We start from the raw sequence: 15,008 nt of genomic DNA, 5'->3' as shown, positions 1-15,008 counted from the left end.
CGGACGACCGCCGCCCGGCCACCGACTACCGTTGTCGGGTGCCCGACACCCGCGTCTCCGAGATCGTCCAGTCCCTGCTCCTCACCGTCCCCGACTTCCCGCAGCCGGGGATCCTGTTCCGCGACCTCACCCCGGTGCTCGCCGACGGCCCGGCCCTGCGCGCCGTGGTCGACGACCTCGTGGCGGCCGTCGGACCCGTCGACGCCGTCGCGGGCGTCGAGGCGCGCGGCTTCCTGCTCGCGGCGGCCGCCGCCTACGCGTCCGGCGTCGGCACCCTCGCGGTGCGCAAGGCCGGCAAGCTGCCCGGCGAGGTGCTCCGCGAGACCTACGCGCTCGAGTACGGCGAGGCGGCCATCGAGCTGCACCCCGGACAGCTGGCGCCCGGATCCCGCGTGCTGCTCCTCGACGACGTGCTCGCGACCGGCGGCACCCTCGAGGCGGCTGCGCGCCTGCTCGAGCGCGCCGGCTACGAGGTCGCCTGCATCGGCGTCGTGCTGGAGCTGGCGGACCTCGGCGGCCGCGCGCGTCTGGCCGGCCACGACGTGCACGCGATCCTCTCGCTCTGACACCGGGCACGACGACGGAGGGCCGGACGCATCACGCGTCCGGCCCTCGTCGCGAGAGCGACCCGCGCGCCCGTCAGCTCCAGAGCCGCCGCGTCGCGATCTCCGCGCCCTGCGCCAGGCTCTCGAGCTTCGCCCAAGCGATCTGCGGGTGGATCCGCCCGCCGAGCCCGCAGTCGGTCGAGGCGATCACGCGCTCCCGGCCCACGAGCCGCGCGTAGCGCTCGATCCGGTCGGCCACGAGCTCGGGGTGCTCGACCACGTTGGTCGCGTGCCCGACGACGCCCGGGACGATGAGCTTCCCGTCGGGCAGCTCCACGTCCTCCCACACGCGCCACTCGTGCTCGTGCCGCGCGTTCGCGCCCTCGAACGAGTACGCGCCCGCGTCGATCTCGAGCATCGTCCGCACGAGGTGCCGGAACTCGATGTCCGTCGTGTGCGGCCCGTGCCACGAGCCCCAGCAGAGGTGGAAGCGGATCCGCTCCTGCGGCAGCCCGCGCAGCGCGTGGTTGAGCGCCTCCACCCGGATGCGCGTGAACGCCAGGTAGTCCTCCACGCTCGGCTCCGGGTTGATCTGGTCCCAGTTCTCCGCGATGGACGGGTCGTCGATCTGCAGCACGAGCCCCGCGTCGATGATCGCGACGTACTCCTCGCGCATCGCGTCCGCGCACGCCCAGATGAACTCCTCCTCGGTCGCGTAGTGCAGGTTGCCGATGCGGGAGGCGCTGCCGGGGGAGAGGGACGTGATGAACCCCTCCTCGTACCCGTTCTCGTCGAGCGCGTGCTTCAGGTGCGCGATGTCGGCCTGGATCGCCTCGTGGCCCGTGTAGGAGACCGGGCCGGTGGCGCTCGGGAACTCGATGGGGGCGTCGCCCACGGTGATGCCGCTCGACGGGTCCCGGTAGGCGTCGGCGAAGATCGTCCAGTCGCGGCGGTCGGGGAAGGTCGTGAGCCTCACGTCCCCGGGCGAGCTGCGCACGGGCTCCGAGGAGAACGGGCCGCCCGGCACGAGCTCGAGCCCGCTGAGCCGCTGGAACGAGTACGACCACCAGGCGCCGTAGTCGATCGCGCTCGACATGGCCTTGCCGTACTCGCCGTCGCCGGGCACCGTGATCCCGACCTCGCGCTGGCGGGCGACGAGGCCGTCGACCGCGTCGGCGAGAACGGCGTCCAGGCCGTCGTCGTCAGGGGCAGGCGCGGACGACGCGTCAGCGCCCGCGAGCACGGCCTTCCGGCTGTCGGCGCGCGCCGCGTTGGCGGCGATGAGCGCGTCCGTCCGCGGCAGGCTGCCGGCGTGCGACGTCTGGATCCGGTCGGTGCTGTCGAGCATGGGGACCTCCGCGGGTCTCTCGTGCCGTCGGGCGGCCTCGCACGACCGCCCGCGGCGAGCGGGAACTGATCGCAGGCGGTGTCCGGCCGCGGATGCGGGGGGACGCGAGGCTTCGCGGGATGCGCTGCACGCACATGGTGCCACCGGGTCATCCCCGAGGACGGGTCGGCCGCAACAGGGCGTCACGGAACCGGCACCTCCGGCGGATCCGGCGCACAGGGGCGAGCCCGGATGATGGACGGATGCTGCTCCGCCACCCCGTCCTCGGAACCGTCACGGCCCTGTACCTCGGCCTGGTCGCGTGGATCACGCTGTCGCCGGAGCCCTACGACCGCCGCATCGACGGCTACCTCTTCCGGGCCCTCCGCGCGCTCCACCGGCACGACGGCACCTCGTGGATCACGTACTCCGCCGTCGAGGGCGCGGCGAACGTGGCGATGTTCGTGCCCGTCGGCATGTTCCTCGTGCTGCTCCTCGGTCGCTCGCGCTGGTGGCTCGCGATCGCGCTCGGCGTCGGCCTCTCGGCGCTGATCGAGACCGCGCAGGCGTTCCTCCCCACGCGCGTCTCCGACATGCGCGACATCGTGCACAACGGACTCGGCGCCCTCGTCGGCGTGGTGGTGGTCCTGATCCTCACCGCCCGCTCCGAGAACGCCCGCCGCCGCGCGCTACGCCGCAGCCCGCAGCCCGCGACCACGGGCCCGCAGGGCCTGGTCGGCACGCGCCGCTGACCCGACGTCGGCCGTCGCGCGCCGTCGTCGTCGGGGGCGCCCGCGGTCAGGGGAGGCCCCCTCGGCTCGATAGGATTGACGCCGGATTCCAAGGGGTGTGCAGGTGACCGGTACGGAGCTGGAGCGCGAGCGGGCGTACGTCACCCGCCTCTACGGGCGACTCGACGCGGTGCGCGCGGAGACCCGGGATCAGCTGACGGCGGTGCGGGACAGCCCCACCGGCGGGACGCACCAGAACCGCTCCGAGCGCGACGCGTTCGCCCGCATCTACGAGGACCGCCTGCAGGCGCTCCGCGAGGTCGACGAGCGCCTCGTCTTCGGCCGCCTCGAGTTCGAGGACGGCCACCTGCCGGAGGACGAGCCCCGCGACGGTGCGCCCGCGCGGGTCGTCGGCGACGGGGATCCCGTCTACAGGTACATCGGCCGCATCGGCCTCCGCGACGACGACCTCCAGCCGCTGCTCCTCGACTGGCGCGTGCCCCAGGCGAGCGCGTTCTACCAGGCCACCGCCGCGACCCCGCTCGGCGCCCGCGCCCGCCGCCACCTCACGACGCACGGCCGCGAGGTCGTGCACGTCGAGGACGAGGTGTTCGACCCGACGCTCCTCGACGAGGGCCGCACCAGCCTCCAGGGCGAGGGCGCGCTGCTCGCCGCGCTCGCCGCGGGCCGCACCGGCCGGATGAACGACATCGTCGCCACCATCCAGGCCGAGCAGGACCGCATCATCCGCGCCGACCTCCGCGGCGTGCTCGTCGTGCAGGGAGGGCCCGGCACCGGCAAGACCGCGGTCGCGCTGCACCGCGCGGCGTACCTCCTCTACTCGCACCGCGACCGGCTCGCGTCCTCGGGCGTGCTCGTCGTGGGTCCCAGCCGGTCCTTCCTCCAGTACATCGAGGCCGTGCTGCCGTCGCTCGGCGAGACGGGCGTCGTGCTCGCGAGCGTCGGCCAGCTCTACCCGGGCATCGACGCCGCGGGCGAGGACGCGCCGGAGGTCGCAGCCGTCAAGGGATCCGCCGAGATGGCCGGCCTCCTCCAGCGCGCCGTGCGCTCGCGCCAGGTCGTCCCGACCGAGGCCGTGCCCCTCGACGTCAACGGAGAGCGCATCGTGCTCGAGCCGTCGCTCGTGGCGAACGCGCTCCGCCGCGCGCAGGACAGCCGGAAGCCGCACAACGAGGCCCGCGTGGTCTTCAACAAGGCGGCCCTCGGATCCCTCGCCCAGGTCCTCGCGTCGCAGATGCGCCGCAACGGCAGCGCCCTCGACGACAGCGACCTCGCCATGCTCCGCGAGGACCTCCGCACCTCGTACGACGTGAAGGTCGCGCTCAACACCGCGTGGCTGCCGCTCACCCCCGAGAAGCTGATCCAGGACCTCTACGCGCGCCCGAACTGGCTCGCCTCGCTCACCCCGCGCTGGAGCCCGGAGCGGCGCGCGCTCCTCCGCCGCGACCGCGACGCGCCGTTCACGATCGCCGACGTGCCGCTGCTCGACGAGGCGGCCGAGCTCCTCGGCGAGTTCAGCGCGCAGGCCGACGCGAGCGCCCGCGAGCGCGAGCAGCAGCGCCTCCGCGACATCGAGAACGCCGAACAGGCCATCGAGAACATGGGCGTCGGCGGCATGGTCACGGCCGAGCGCCTCGCCGAGGGCTTCGCCGAGCAGGCCGCGCGCCGCACGACCGCGGAGCGCGCCGCATCCGACCGCACCTGGACCTACGGCCACATCGTGGTCGACGAGGCGCAGGAGCTCAGCCCCATGCAGTGGCGCGTGCTCCTCCGTCGCTGCCCGCTGCGCTCGTTCACGATCGTGGGCGACGTCGCGCAGGCCAGCTCCGCCGTCGGCGTCACCAGCTGGCAGGACGCGCTCGGGCCGGTGCTCGGCCGCGAGTGGCGCCTCGAGGAGCTCACCGTCAACTACCGCACGCCCGCCCGGATCGCCGAGGCCGCCGAGCGCATGGCCATCGCGCACGGCCTCCCGGTCACCCGCTCGCGCGCCGTCCGGGAGGGCGACCACCCCATCGACACGGTCGAGGTGGACGCCGACGAGGTCGTCTCCGCCGTGGTCGACGTGGTGGACGAGGAGCGCGAGGGCGGCGACCAGGGCACGCTCGCGGTCATCGCGCGCGACGACCGCGTCGAGGAGCTGCACCGCGCGCTCGCTGAGCGGTTCGGATCCGCGGTCGGCATCGGCGTAGGCGGCCTCGGCCGGCCCATCGCGGTGCTCGGATCCCAGGAGGCGAAGGGCCTGGAGTTCGACGTCGTCGTCATCGCGGAGCCCGACGAGATCCTCGCCCACACCTCGCGCGGCGCCGCCGGCCTCTACGTCGCGATGACCCGGCCCACGCAGCGCCTGCACATCGTCACGTCGACGGGCTTCACCGCCTGATCCGCGGGCCCGCCCGACGCGTCCCGGGCCCGCGCGCGGGGCTCGCGTGAACACTATGAAGACAAGTGGCACGCGGCTCCGCACGCGCGGAGGATGGGCCGGTCATGACCCCTCCTCCCGCATCCCCCAGCCCCTCGTCCGCATCCGGCACCGGGACGGATCCCGCGCCCGGGGGAGCGGAGCGGGACGAGGCGGATCCGGCGCCTGACGGGGTCGCGTTCGTCGCCGCCCCCGATGAGGATGCCGCAGACGCCGCGGCCGCCGCCCGCAGTGCCCGCCGCGCGCGCGCCGTCCAGGTCGTCGTCATCGTGGTCGTCGCGGTCGGCATCGCGCTCGTCCCGCCGCCCGCCGGGGTCGACCCCCGCGGCATGCACATGGCCGGCATCTTCGTCGGCACCGTCCTCGCCCTGATCCTCCAGCCGCTGCCGACCGCGCCCGTGGCGCTCACCGGCCTCGCGGTCGCCATGCTCACGGGCACCATGACCACGGACGGCGAGGCGCTCGTCGGCTTCGCGAACCCCACCATCTGGCTCATCGTCGCGTCGTTCTTCATCGCGGACGGCTTCCTCGTCACGGGCCTCGGCCGCCGCATCGCGCTCGCGTTCGTGTCGCGCCTCGGCGGATCCAGCCTCGGCCTCGCCTACGGCATGGCGCTCACCGACCTGGTGCTCGCTCCCGCGACGCCGTCGAACACCGCGCGGGCGGGCGGCGTCGTCTACCCGATCGTCGCGTCGCTCAGCCGGGTGCAGGGATCCACCCCCGACTCCGACGCGTCGCGCCGCCGCCTCGGCTCCTACCTCGCGCTCACGAGCGTGCAGGTCAACACCGTCACCTCCGCCATGTTCGTCACGGCCATGGCCGGGAACCCGGTCGCGCAGAAGGCCGCAGCCGACATCGGCATCGAGGTCACCTGGGGCGGCTGGGCGCTCGCCGCGCTCGTGCCCGGCCTGGTCAGCCTGGTCGTCGTCCCGTGGGCGATGTCGCGCGTGTACCCGCCGACCCTCACCCGCACGCCCGAGGCCCCCGCCCACGCGCTCGAGGAGCTGCGCGGGCTCGGCCCGCTGTCGGGTCACGAGCGGATCATGGCCGCGACCTTCGTGCTGCTGCTCGTGCTCTGGTGCGGCGGATCGCTGCTCGGCATCCCCGCGACCGCCGCCGCGTTCGGCGGCATCGCGGTGCTGCTCGTGACGGGCGTCCTCACGTGGTCGCACCTCGCCGCGAACGCCTCCGCCTGGTCGACGCTCATCTTCTTCGCGGTGCTCGTCGGCATGGCCGACCAGCTCGACGCGCTCGGCGTCATCGACCTCGTGGGCGGCGCCGTCTCCGGATCCGTCGGCGGCCTGCCCTGGCCGTGGGCCTTCGCGGTGCTCGCGCTCGTGTACTTCCTCTCGCACTACCTGTTCGCGTCGAACACGGCCCACATCGTCGCGATGTACGCGGTCTTCCTCGGCGCCGCGGTCGCGACGGGCACGCCGCCGCTGTTCGCCGCGCTCGTGCTCGGCTTCATCGGCAACCTCTTCGGCGGCATCTCGCACTACGCGTCGGGGCCGTCGGGCGTGGTCTTCGGATCCGGCTACGTCACGACTAAGGAGTGGTTCCGCGTCGGCTTCGTGATGGCCGTGGTGCTCATCGTGATCTGGGGCGTCGTCGGCACCGCGTGGATGGGCGTGCTCGGTCTCCTGGCCTGACGCAGCGTCAGCGCGACCGCCCGAGGGCAGGGAGATGGGCCGACCCGATGACGGGCCGGCCCTGCGGTCGTGGTCCCGGCGCCGAGACCCCTCTCCGTGCGCCGTCCGTGCGACCGCTCTCCCCATGACATCCGGACCCGTCGTGCATCGCGTCTCTGGTGGTCCGGAGCATTGCAGTGTCTTCGGACCGGGCGGGAGATCGGTTGGGGCCAGTCAGGTGACCGCTCCCTGTGCGCGTGGCGTCAGCGCACCGGCGCCGGCCAGCCCACGTCGTCGGAGCTGAGGAGCGTCACGTCGCCGCACCCGTCGAGCACGCGCGCCATCGCGTCGTGCTCGGCCCGCGTCACGCTGAGCTCGGTGCGCACCTTGATCGACACCTGCCGCACCACGAGCGCGCACGCGTCGGCCGGGTCGTCGGGCAGCCACGCGTCGGCCGTCGCGTCGGACTTGGCGTTGTTCTCCGCGGCGGACGCGGCGACCAGCTCCAGCGGATCGTTCGCGAAGGCCGCGCGGTAGTCGGCATCCCAGCGCCAGGCGCCGGACGACCACGCGTCCGACAGCGACACGACGTGGTCGATCTGCACCGCCTCCGGATCGCGCGACCGGTCGAACGACACCCGCGCCCCCGAGTACGGGTCCTCCAGCACGCCCGCCTGCACGACGCAGCCGCGCGTCCCGCCGCGGATCTCCGCGCCGGCCAGGTCGCGCCGCAGCACGTCGTTGCGCGTGTCGCAGCCGTTGCGGTCGACGTCCGTGCGCCAGGCGAACGACTCGCGGTCGTAGCCGTCGACGCGATCCGCGGCCCGCACCTCGAGCCCGTCGAGGGCGAGGCGCGCCGATCCGGTGGACCCCGGCTCCGCACCGAGCCCCGACGTCCCGCCACCGGCCGGGCCCGATCCGACGCCCGGGTCCCCGCGCCACTGCACGAGCGCCGCCACGAGCACGAGCACGAGCGCGGCCAGCGTCACGAGCACGGGCGTCCGCCGCCGTCTGCGCCGCGTCACGGCGTCGGGTTCCGGGAGTCGTAGTGCTCGAACGACGGCAGCGCGCGGATCAGGATCCACACCACCACCGCGATCAGCAGCCCGCCCACGAGCGACGGCACCCACAGGTACGCGAACAGCGTGACGATGCCGATGTACGCGTCGCCGAGCCGCGGCCCGCCCGTCACCACGACGATGAAGATGCCCTGCAGCCGTCCGCGCATGTTGTCGGGCACCGCGGTCTGCAGCATCGTGTTGCGGAAGATCGAGGAGATGTTGTCGGCCGCGCCCGTGAGCGCCAGCAGCACCGAGGCCGCGACGATGCCCGGGATGCTCGCGTCCTCGATGCGCGACCCGATGCCGTGCAGCACGCCCGGCGTCGACGCGAGGAGCAGCACGAGGCCGAAGCCCGCGGTGGAGAGGCCGTACGCGACGATGGCCCAGCGGATGGCCCGGCCGTGGCGCGTCACCCGGCCGACGGATCCGCTCAGCACGCTGCTCACGAGGCTGCCGACGGCGCCGGCCGCCGTGAGGATCCCGACCGTCACGGGTCCGCCGCCGAGCACGACCGCTCCCACGGCCGGGAACAGCACGCGCGGCTGCCCGAACGTCATCGCGATGATGTCGACGATGAACGACATGCGGATGTTCGGCGCGGTCCGGAGGAACCCGAGCCCGTACCTGATCGATGCCAGCCCCGGCCGCTGCACCTCGCCCTCGGGCGCGATCCGCGGCAGCGCGAGCACGCCCGTGAAGGCCGCGAGGAACAGCACCGCGTCGACCGTGTAGGTCCACTGGAACCCGACCGACGCGACGAGCACGCCCGCGAGCGCCGGCCCGACCGTCACCATGACGCCGAGGCTGATCCCGCCGAGCGCGCTGGCCGCGGGCAGCAGGTGCGGCGGGAGGATGCGGGGGAGGATCGCCTGCCGGCTCGTGCCGATCACCGTGGCCGCCACCGCGTTGAGGATGCTGAGGGCGTAGAGCGACCACACCGTCTCCGCGTGCGTCCAGGCGAGCGCCGCCAGCAGGATGGTCGACCCCCACGCCACGCACGACGCGATGAGCGCGACCTTCCGCCGGTCGAACGCGTCGGCGAGCATGCCGCCGTAGAGCCCCGCGATGATCATCGGCAGCAGCGACAGCACCCCCACGAGGGCGACCGAGCCGGTGGATCCCGTCAGCTCGTACACGTGCAGCCCGATCGCCACCACCGTCATCTGGCTGCCGATGCCCGCGATCGCGTTGCCCGCCCAGAGCCGCGCGAACGCGGGGCTCTCCTTCAGCGGCGACAGGTCGACGAAGTGGCTGCCGCGCACCTGCCGCTCGTCGGGGATCGGGATGGGGGAGGTCTCGGGCGGGGTGCTCACGTGTCGCTGCGTCGTCTCTCTAGAGTGGATTTCCACGCTAGCCGAGATCATCGACGCCGCCCCCGCGCGCGGCGCCCGTCCGTCCGCGGGTGCGGTCCTCCCCCTCTGGTATGCTCGTGCGGTTGCCGTCTGAACGGCCGCGGATCAAGAGAGCTCGCACATCCTGTGACGGGCGCCGCGCAACGAACACGAGAGGGGATCATCACATGGCTCTGGAAGCAGACGTCAAGAAGGCGATCATCGACGAGTACGCGACCCACCCCGGTGACACCGGATCCCCCGAGGTGCAGATCGCGCTCCTCACCAAGCGGATCACGGGCCTCACCGAGCACCTCAAGGAGCACAAGCACGACCACCACACGCGTCGTGGCCTGCTCCTCCTGGTCGGCCAGCGTCGCCGTCTCCTCGGCTACCTGTCCAACGTCGACATCGAGCGCTACCGCGCCCTGATCGCGCGCCTGGGCATCCGCCGCTGACACGCATCACGCGTCGCTGATCGCACGTATCGCGAAGCAGACGGGCCGTCACCCTCCGGGTGGCGGCCCGTCCGTCGTTCACGGGAGCGTCGTCCGCCCGACACCCGGCGATCCCCGCCATCCCGGGCCCGAGAGGGGCCGGGTGCTACCATGTCCGAAGTGATCCAGCGGACGCCCAGCGTCACGATGCGATCACGACAGATGGAGCTGGCCGGCAGGAGCTGGTCGTTGGTGGTGGTATTCCGAGTCGCTCGGAGCATTCCCACTGATGGCCAGACATGCGCCCGCCGCCGTCGGCCACCGGTCGGCGAGCGGAACCAGCCGCGCACGTGCACCCGGGATCCGCATCAGGCGGGCGCCGCGGTGTCGCCTCGCCCGCTCCTCCTCTGTCGCAGGAGGTCCGCATCCACACGGGATGCAGGACGAGCGCCCGACGGGCGTCGCCGAGAGGCGCAACACGAAGGAGAGAGACCTCAATGGAAGGTCCAGAGATCAAGTTCGCCGAGGCAGTCCTCGACAACGGCAAGTACGGAACGCGCACGGTCCGGTTCGAGGCCGGCCGCCTCGCGCAGCAGGCGCAGGGCGCGGTCGCCGCGTACCTCGACGAGGACACGATGCTGCTGTCCGCCACCTCGGTGGGCAAGCACCCGAAGGACAACTTCGACTTCTTCCCCCTGACCATCGACGTCGAGGAGCGCAGCTACGCCGCGGGCAAGATCCCCGGCTCGTTCTTCCGCCGCGAGGGCCGCCCCTCCACCGAGGCGATCCTCGTCTGCCGCCTCATCGACCGGCCGCTGCGCCCGTCGTTCATCACGGGCCTCCGCAACGAGGTCCAGGTCGTCATCACCGTCCTCAGCATCGCGCCGGACGAGTTCTACGACAGCCTCGCCATCAACGCGGCGAGCGCCTCCTCCATGCTCTCGGGCATCCCGTTCTCCGGCCCCATCGCGGGTGTGCGCCTCGCGCTCATCGGCGACCAGTGGGTCGCCTTCCCGAAGCACTCGCAGCTCAAGGAGGCCGTCTTCGACATCACCGTCGCCGGCCGCGTCGTCACCGACTCCGCGGGCAACGAGGACGTCGCGATCATGATGGTCGAGGCCGAGGCCACCGAGGGTGCCTGGGACCTCATCCAGGGCGGCGCCACGAAGCCCGACGAGGCCGTCGTCGCGCAGGGACTCGAGGCCGCGAAGCCGTTCATCCGCCAGCTCGTCGCCGCGCAGGCCTCGCTCGCGCAGCAGGCCGCGAAGCCGACGGTCGACTACCCGGTCTTCCTGCCCTACGCGCAGGAGACCTACGACGCCGTCAGCGCGCTCGCCCTCGACGAGCTGGGCACCGTGTACCAGATCGCCGACAAGATCGAGCGCCAGGACGCGGACGACGCACTGAAGACCCGCACCAAGGAGGCCGTGGCCGCCAAGGTCGAGGCCGGCGAGCTGCCGCAGTCCACGCTCACCGAGTTCTCCGCGGCGTACAAGTCCGTCACGAAGACGGTCGTCCGCGGCCGGATCCTCCGCGACGGCATCCGCATGGACGGCCGCGGCCTCGCCGACATCCGCCCGCTCGACGCCGAGGTGCAGGTCATCCCGCGCGTCCACGGGTCGGCCATCTTCCAGCGCGGCGAGACCCAGATCCTGGGCGTCACCACGCTGAACATGCTCAAGATGGAGCAGCAGATCGACTCGCTGAGCCCCATCACGAAGAAGCGCTACCTGCACCACTACAACTTCCCGCCCTACTCCACCGGTGAGACCGGTCGCGTCGGGTCGCCGAAGCGTCGCGAGATCGGGCACGGCTTCCTCGCCGAGCGCGCCCTCGTGCCGGTGCTGCCGAGCCGCGAGGACTTCCCCTACGCGATCCGCCAGGTGTCCGAGGCCCTCGGGTCCAACGGATCCACGTCGATGGGCTCCGTCTGCGCCTCGACCCTGTCGCTGCTGAACGCGGGTGTGCCGCTGCGCGCGCCCGTCGCCGGCATCGCCATGGGCCTCGTGTCCGACACCGTCGACGGCCAGGTCCGCTACGCGGCCCTGACCGACATCCTGGGCGCGGAGGACGCGCTCGGCGACATGGACTTCAAGGTCGCCGGCACGTCGGAGTTCGTCACGGCCATCCAGCTGGACACGAAGCTCGACGGCATCCCGACCTCGGTCCTCGACGGCGCGCTCAAGCAGGCGAAGGAGGCCCGCACGGCCATCCTCGGCGTGCTGAACCAGGCCATCGACGGTCCCGACGAGATGGCCCCGACCGCGCCTCGCGTGATCTCGGTCAACATCCCCGTCGACAAGATCGGCGAGCTCATCGGCCCCAAGGGCAAGACGATCAACGCCATCCAGGACGAGACCGGCGCTGACATCTCCATCGAGGAGGACGGCACCGTCTACATCGGCGCCGTCGACGGCCCGTCGGCTGAGGCCGCGCGTGCGCAGGTCAACGCCATCGCGAACCCGACGAACCCCGAGGTCGGCGAGTCCTTCCTCGGCACCGTCGTCAAGATCGCGACGTTCGGCGCCTTCGTCTCGCTGCTCCCCGGCAAGGACGGCCTGCTGCACATCAGCGAGGTCCGCAAGCTCGCCGGCGGCAAGCGCGTCGAGAACGTCGAGGACGTGCTCGGGGTCGGCCAGAAGATCCTGGTGGAGATCACCAAGATCGACGACCGCGGCAAGCTGTCGCTCGCTCCCGTGATGGAGGAGGCCGCCGATCAGGAGGGCCGCGACGCCGCGAGCCACGGCTCCGAGGCGCCTGCGGAGGGCTAGTCCCCGCCGCAGCACCCGAACAAACCGGATGCCCGTCCCACCTCGGTGGGGCGGGCATCCGTCGTCTGCGGGCTACTTCCCGTCGTCCGGATCCGTCGGGTACGGCACGTCCTGCGCGGGCGGCGCGGAGAGAGACGGTGACGGCGTGGGATCCGCGGTCGGGCTCGGTGCGGGCGTCGGCGCCGGCTCGGCCGGAGCCGGAGCCGGCGCCCGAGCCGGTGACGACGTCGGGTCGGGAGCCGGCGACGACGGCGTGACGTCGGGCGTGGTGCCGGGCTCGCCGGTGGTCGGGACGGGCGGCACCTGCTCGCCGTCGCCCTGCGACAGCGTGAGCGCCGCGATGACCCCGGCGATCACCAGGACGGCGGCGATCACCGCGAGGACCAGCACGAGGCGCCGCCGACGGGCGCGGGCGTCGTCGCCCTCGCCCGACGCCGGTCGGCCGCCCTCGTCGGTCACGTCGTCGCCTCGATCCGGTCGCTCAGTCCGCGACGTTGATCGCGGTGCCCATGAGCTGGGCGCGCCCGATCACGTGGGGGAGCATCAGGAAGCCGAGCATCGCGGGGGTCGCGCCCTCCGGGATGTCCAGCGACTCCACGTCGAGCGCGGTGACGGTGAAGAAGTATCGGTGCGTGCCGTGACCCGCGGGCGGCGTCGCCCCGAAGAAGCCCGTCGCGCGCGCGTCGTTGTGCAGGGTCACGGCGCCCTCGGGCAGGAGACCCGAATCCGGATCGCCGGCACCGGCGGGCAGCGCCGTGGTGGACGCGGGGATCCCGCGCACCGCCCAGTGCCAGAACCCGCTGCCGGTCGGGGCGTCGGGGTCGTACGCGGTGAGCACGTAGCTGCGGGTCGCGGCGGGCGCGCCCGTCCACGTGAGGGTGGGGGACCGGTCCTCGCCGCCCTGTCCGGCACCGCGCGCGGACTGGGGCAGCGCTGCCCCGTCGGCGAAGTCGGGGCTGGTGAGGTGGAAGGGGGCGGCATCCGGCAGGCGGTGGAGCGGGTCGTTGGGCACGTGGGTTCCTCTCGGTGGTGCTGACCTCCCCAGCCTCGCACGGCCGGACGTGGAGCGGCCGGGATCGTCCCGCCCCGACCGCGAAGAGGTCTCCCCGGACCTCGCGGGACGAGCGCGCGGCGACAATGCCCCCGAAGAGGGGTCTGGGTCCCGACGAGGGCCCTTGGCTACCGTTGTCGATGCGGGCAGGTCCACATGATCGCCCGCTTCCGGGGGACGCATCGGGGGATGCAGACCGCCGAGGGGTGCCGGGGTCGGGGGATCGCGGCACCCCTTCCGGCGGGGTCGCCGTCTCGATCGCCCGCATTCGGACGGTCGCTGAGCAGCCCATGTCCCGGAGGCGAACACCGGCGCGCGCATTTCCTTGGTGCGCAAACCTTTCGCCTGCTGGGCGGTATCCTCGGAGTGTGACGACGTCCCCTCCCTCCGCCTCCGACGTCATGCCCGGATCGCAGCCGCGCCGCCGTCGCGGGGGATCGCTCGTCCCGCGCCTCTCGCGCCCCACCGGCGCGACGACCCGGCCAGGCGGCATCGTCGAGACCACCGTCCAGGCCGCCGGCGCCCTCGTCCTCGAGGCCTCCGCCGCGGAGCCCGGCCTGCGCACCGGCGGGAGCATCCCGCAGCCGGCCCGCCGCCGCGCCATCGGCGACACCGACCTCCGCGTCTTCCCGCTCGCGCTCGGCGGCAACGTCTTCGGCTGGACCGCCGGCGCGGAGGACGCAACCGCCATCCTCGACACGTACCAGGAGGCGGGCGGAAACTTCATCGACACCGCCGACTCCTACGCGAGCGGCCGCAGCGAGCACATGATCGGCTCGTGGATGCGCGAGCGCCGCAACCGCGACTCCATGGTCGTCGCCACCAAGATCGGCAAGAGCGAGGACTTCCCCGGCCTCGGCGGATCCCGCATCGAGCGCGCCGTCGACGCCAGCCTGTCGCGGCTCGGCACGGACTTCATCGACATCCTCTACTTCCACTGGGACGACATCGACGTGCCGCTCGAGGAGAGCCTCGCCGCCGCCGGTCGCCTGATCGCGTCGGGCAAGGTCCGGCACCTCGCGGCGTCGAACTACGCCGCCGAGCGCCTGCTGCACGCGCGGATCATGGGCGGCCTGTACGACGCACCGCGGTTCGTCGCCTTGCAGACGCACTACAACCTCGTCAACCGCACGCCCTACGAGTCGTCGTTCCTCGACGTCGTCCGCGGCCAGCAGCTCGCGGTGATGCCGTACTTCGCGCTCGCCAACGGGTTCCTGACGGGCAAGTACCGCACGCGCGACTCCGTGCGCGAGGGTGCCCGCGGGGCGCGGGCCGCCAAGTACCTCACCCGACGCGGCCTCCGCGTGCTCACCGCCCTCGACGAGATCGCGGAGCACCACTCGACGAGCGTCGCGACGATCGCGCTGGCGTGGCTCCTCGCCAAGCCGGGCATCGTCGCGCCGGTCGCGAGCGCGAGCCGACCGGAGCAGGTGCACGACCTGGTGCAGGCGGCCCACGTCCAGCTCTCGCGCCACGACGTGGCCCGGCTCGACCGCGCGTCCGAGTAGTCGTCCCCAGGGCGTCGCGCCCGCCCTCCCTCCCCGTCATGTGGAGTCCGCCGGTGGCGTGCGCCTCTCCGCCGCTACCTTTCCTGGACCCGCGATGCCCGGCGCTCCTGCGCCCGCTTTCTCGCGCGGGTTCCGCACTGCCCGGGGGAGACGAGCTTGCACGAGCGACCGCACATGC

The 15,008-nt window shown here is 72.9% G+C and carries 12 protein-coding genes; 7 read left to right on the top strand and 5 right to left on the bottom strand.

The features are described from left to right. Positions 1-38: 38 nt before the first annotated feature. Complete coding sequence (locus FGD68_RS12720) at positions 39-566, top strand: adenine phosphoribosyltransferase (RefSeq protein ID WP_119373227.1); 528 nt, start codon at positions 39-41, stop codon at positions 564-566. Between the two features lie 73 nt (positions 567-639). On the opposite strand, the gene FGD68_RS12715 is transcribed toward FGD68_RS12720, so the two are convergent. Next, on the bottom strand, positions 640-1,893 hold the full coding sequence (locus FGD68_RS12715) for a cobalamin-independent methionine synthase II family protein (RefSeq protein WP_119373226.1): 1,254 nt from the start codon (positions 1,891-1,893) through the stop codon (positions 640-642). Between the two features lie 242 nt (positions 1,894-2,135). Between FGD68_RS12715 and FGD68_RS12710 the strand changes: the two genes are divergently transcribed. From FGD68_RS12710 to FGD68_RS12700, 3 genes are all read left to right on the top strand, one after another. Then, positions 2,136-2,624: a VanZ family protein gene (locus FGD68_RS12710; RefSeq protein WP_119373225.1), complete on the top strand. Its 489-nt coding sequence runs from the start codon at positions 2,136-2,138 to the stop codon at positions 2,622-2,624. 103 nt (positions 2,625-2,727) lie between these two features. Beyond that, a complete protein-coding gene (locus FGD68_RS12705; RefSeq protein ID WP_182480928.1) occupies positions 2,728-5,004 on the top strand; it encodes a HelD family protein in 2,277 nt (758 codons plus the stop codon). Positions 5,005-5,108: 104 nt separating this feature from the next. Continuing rightward, entirely contained in the window at positions 5,109-6,692 is a 1,584-nt protein-coding gene (locus tag FGD68_RS12700) for a DASS family sodium-coupled anion symporter (protein WP_237609522.1), read from the top strand. A gap of 242 nt (positions 6,693-6,934) precedes the next feature. Here the strand turns inward: FGD68_RS12700 and FGD68_RS12695 are convergent, their stop codons facing one another. Beyond that, positions 6,935-7,696 carry an HNH endonuclease family protein gene (locus tag FGD68_RS12695; protein ID WP_237609521.1) on the bottom strand — a complete coding sequence of 254 codons (762 nt, stop codon included), beginning with the start codon at positions 7,694-7,696 and terminating at the stop codon, positions 6,935-6,937. After that, complete coding sequence (locus FGD68_RS12690; protein WP_237609520.1) at positions 7,693-9,045, bottom strand: MFS transporter; 1,353 nt, start codon at positions 9,043-9,045, stop codon at positions 7,693-7,695. Before FGD68_RS12690 ends, FGD68_RS12695 begins: the two co-directional genes overlap by 4 nt. Positions 9,046-9,251: 206 nt before the next feature. Between FGD68_RS12690 and rpsO the strand changes: the two genes are divergently transcribed. Beyond that, positions 9,252-9,521 carry a 30S ribosomal protein S15 gene (gene rpsO / locus FGD68_RS12685; protein ID WP_012038735.1) on the top strand — a complete coding sequence of 90 codons (270 nt, stop codon included), beginning with the start codon at positions 9,252-9,254 and terminating at the stop codon, positions 9,519-9,521. Positions 9,522-9,997: 476 nt separating this feature from the next. Further along, positions 9,998-12,271: a polyribonucleotide nucleotidyltransferase gene (locus FGD68_RS12680; RefSeq protein WP_119372995.1), complete on the top strand. Its 2,274-nt coding sequence runs from the start codon at positions 9,998-10,000 to the stop codon at positions 12,269-12,271. Between the two features lie 72 nt (positions 12,272-12,343). Here FGD68_RS12680 and FGD68_RS12675 read toward each other — a convergent pair whose 3' ends face one another. Together FGD68_RS12675 and FGD68_RS12670 are read right to left on the bottom strand one after the other, a co-directional pair. After that, positions 12,344-12,730, bottom strand: a complete 387-nt coding sequence (locus FGD68_RS12675; protein WP_119372996.1) for a hypothetical protein — start codon at positions 12,728-12,730, stop codon at positions 12,344-12,346. 22 nt (positions 12,731-12,752) lie between these two features. Beyond that, positions 12,753-13,283: a YbhB/YbcL family Raf kinase inhibitor-like protein gene (locus FGD68_RS12670; protein ID WP_104236285.1), complete on the bottom strand. Its 531-nt coding sequence runs from the start codon at positions 13,281-13,283 to the stop codon at positions 12,753-12,755. A gap of 407 nt (positions 13,284-13,690) precedes the next feature. Here FGD68_RS12670 and FGD68_RS12665 point away from each other — a divergent pair, with 407 nt between their 5' ends. Beyond that, positions 13,691-14,830: an aldo/keto reductase gene (locus FGD68_RS12665; RefSeq protein WP_237609519.1), complete on the top strand. Its 1,140-nt coding sequence runs from the start codon at positions 13,691-13,693 to the stop codon at positions 14,828-14,830. The last annotated feature ends 178 nt before the right edge of the window (positions 14,831-15,008 follow it).

The organism is Clavibacter californiensis (assembly GCF_021952865.1).
Classification (GTDB): domain Bacteria; phylum Actinomycetota; class Actinomycetes; order Actinomycetales; family Microbacteriaceae; genus Clavibacter; species Clavibacter californiensis.
The sequence above is the reverse complement of the archived record's forward strand: the minus strand, read 5'-3'. Positions and strand labels throughout refer to the sequence as shown.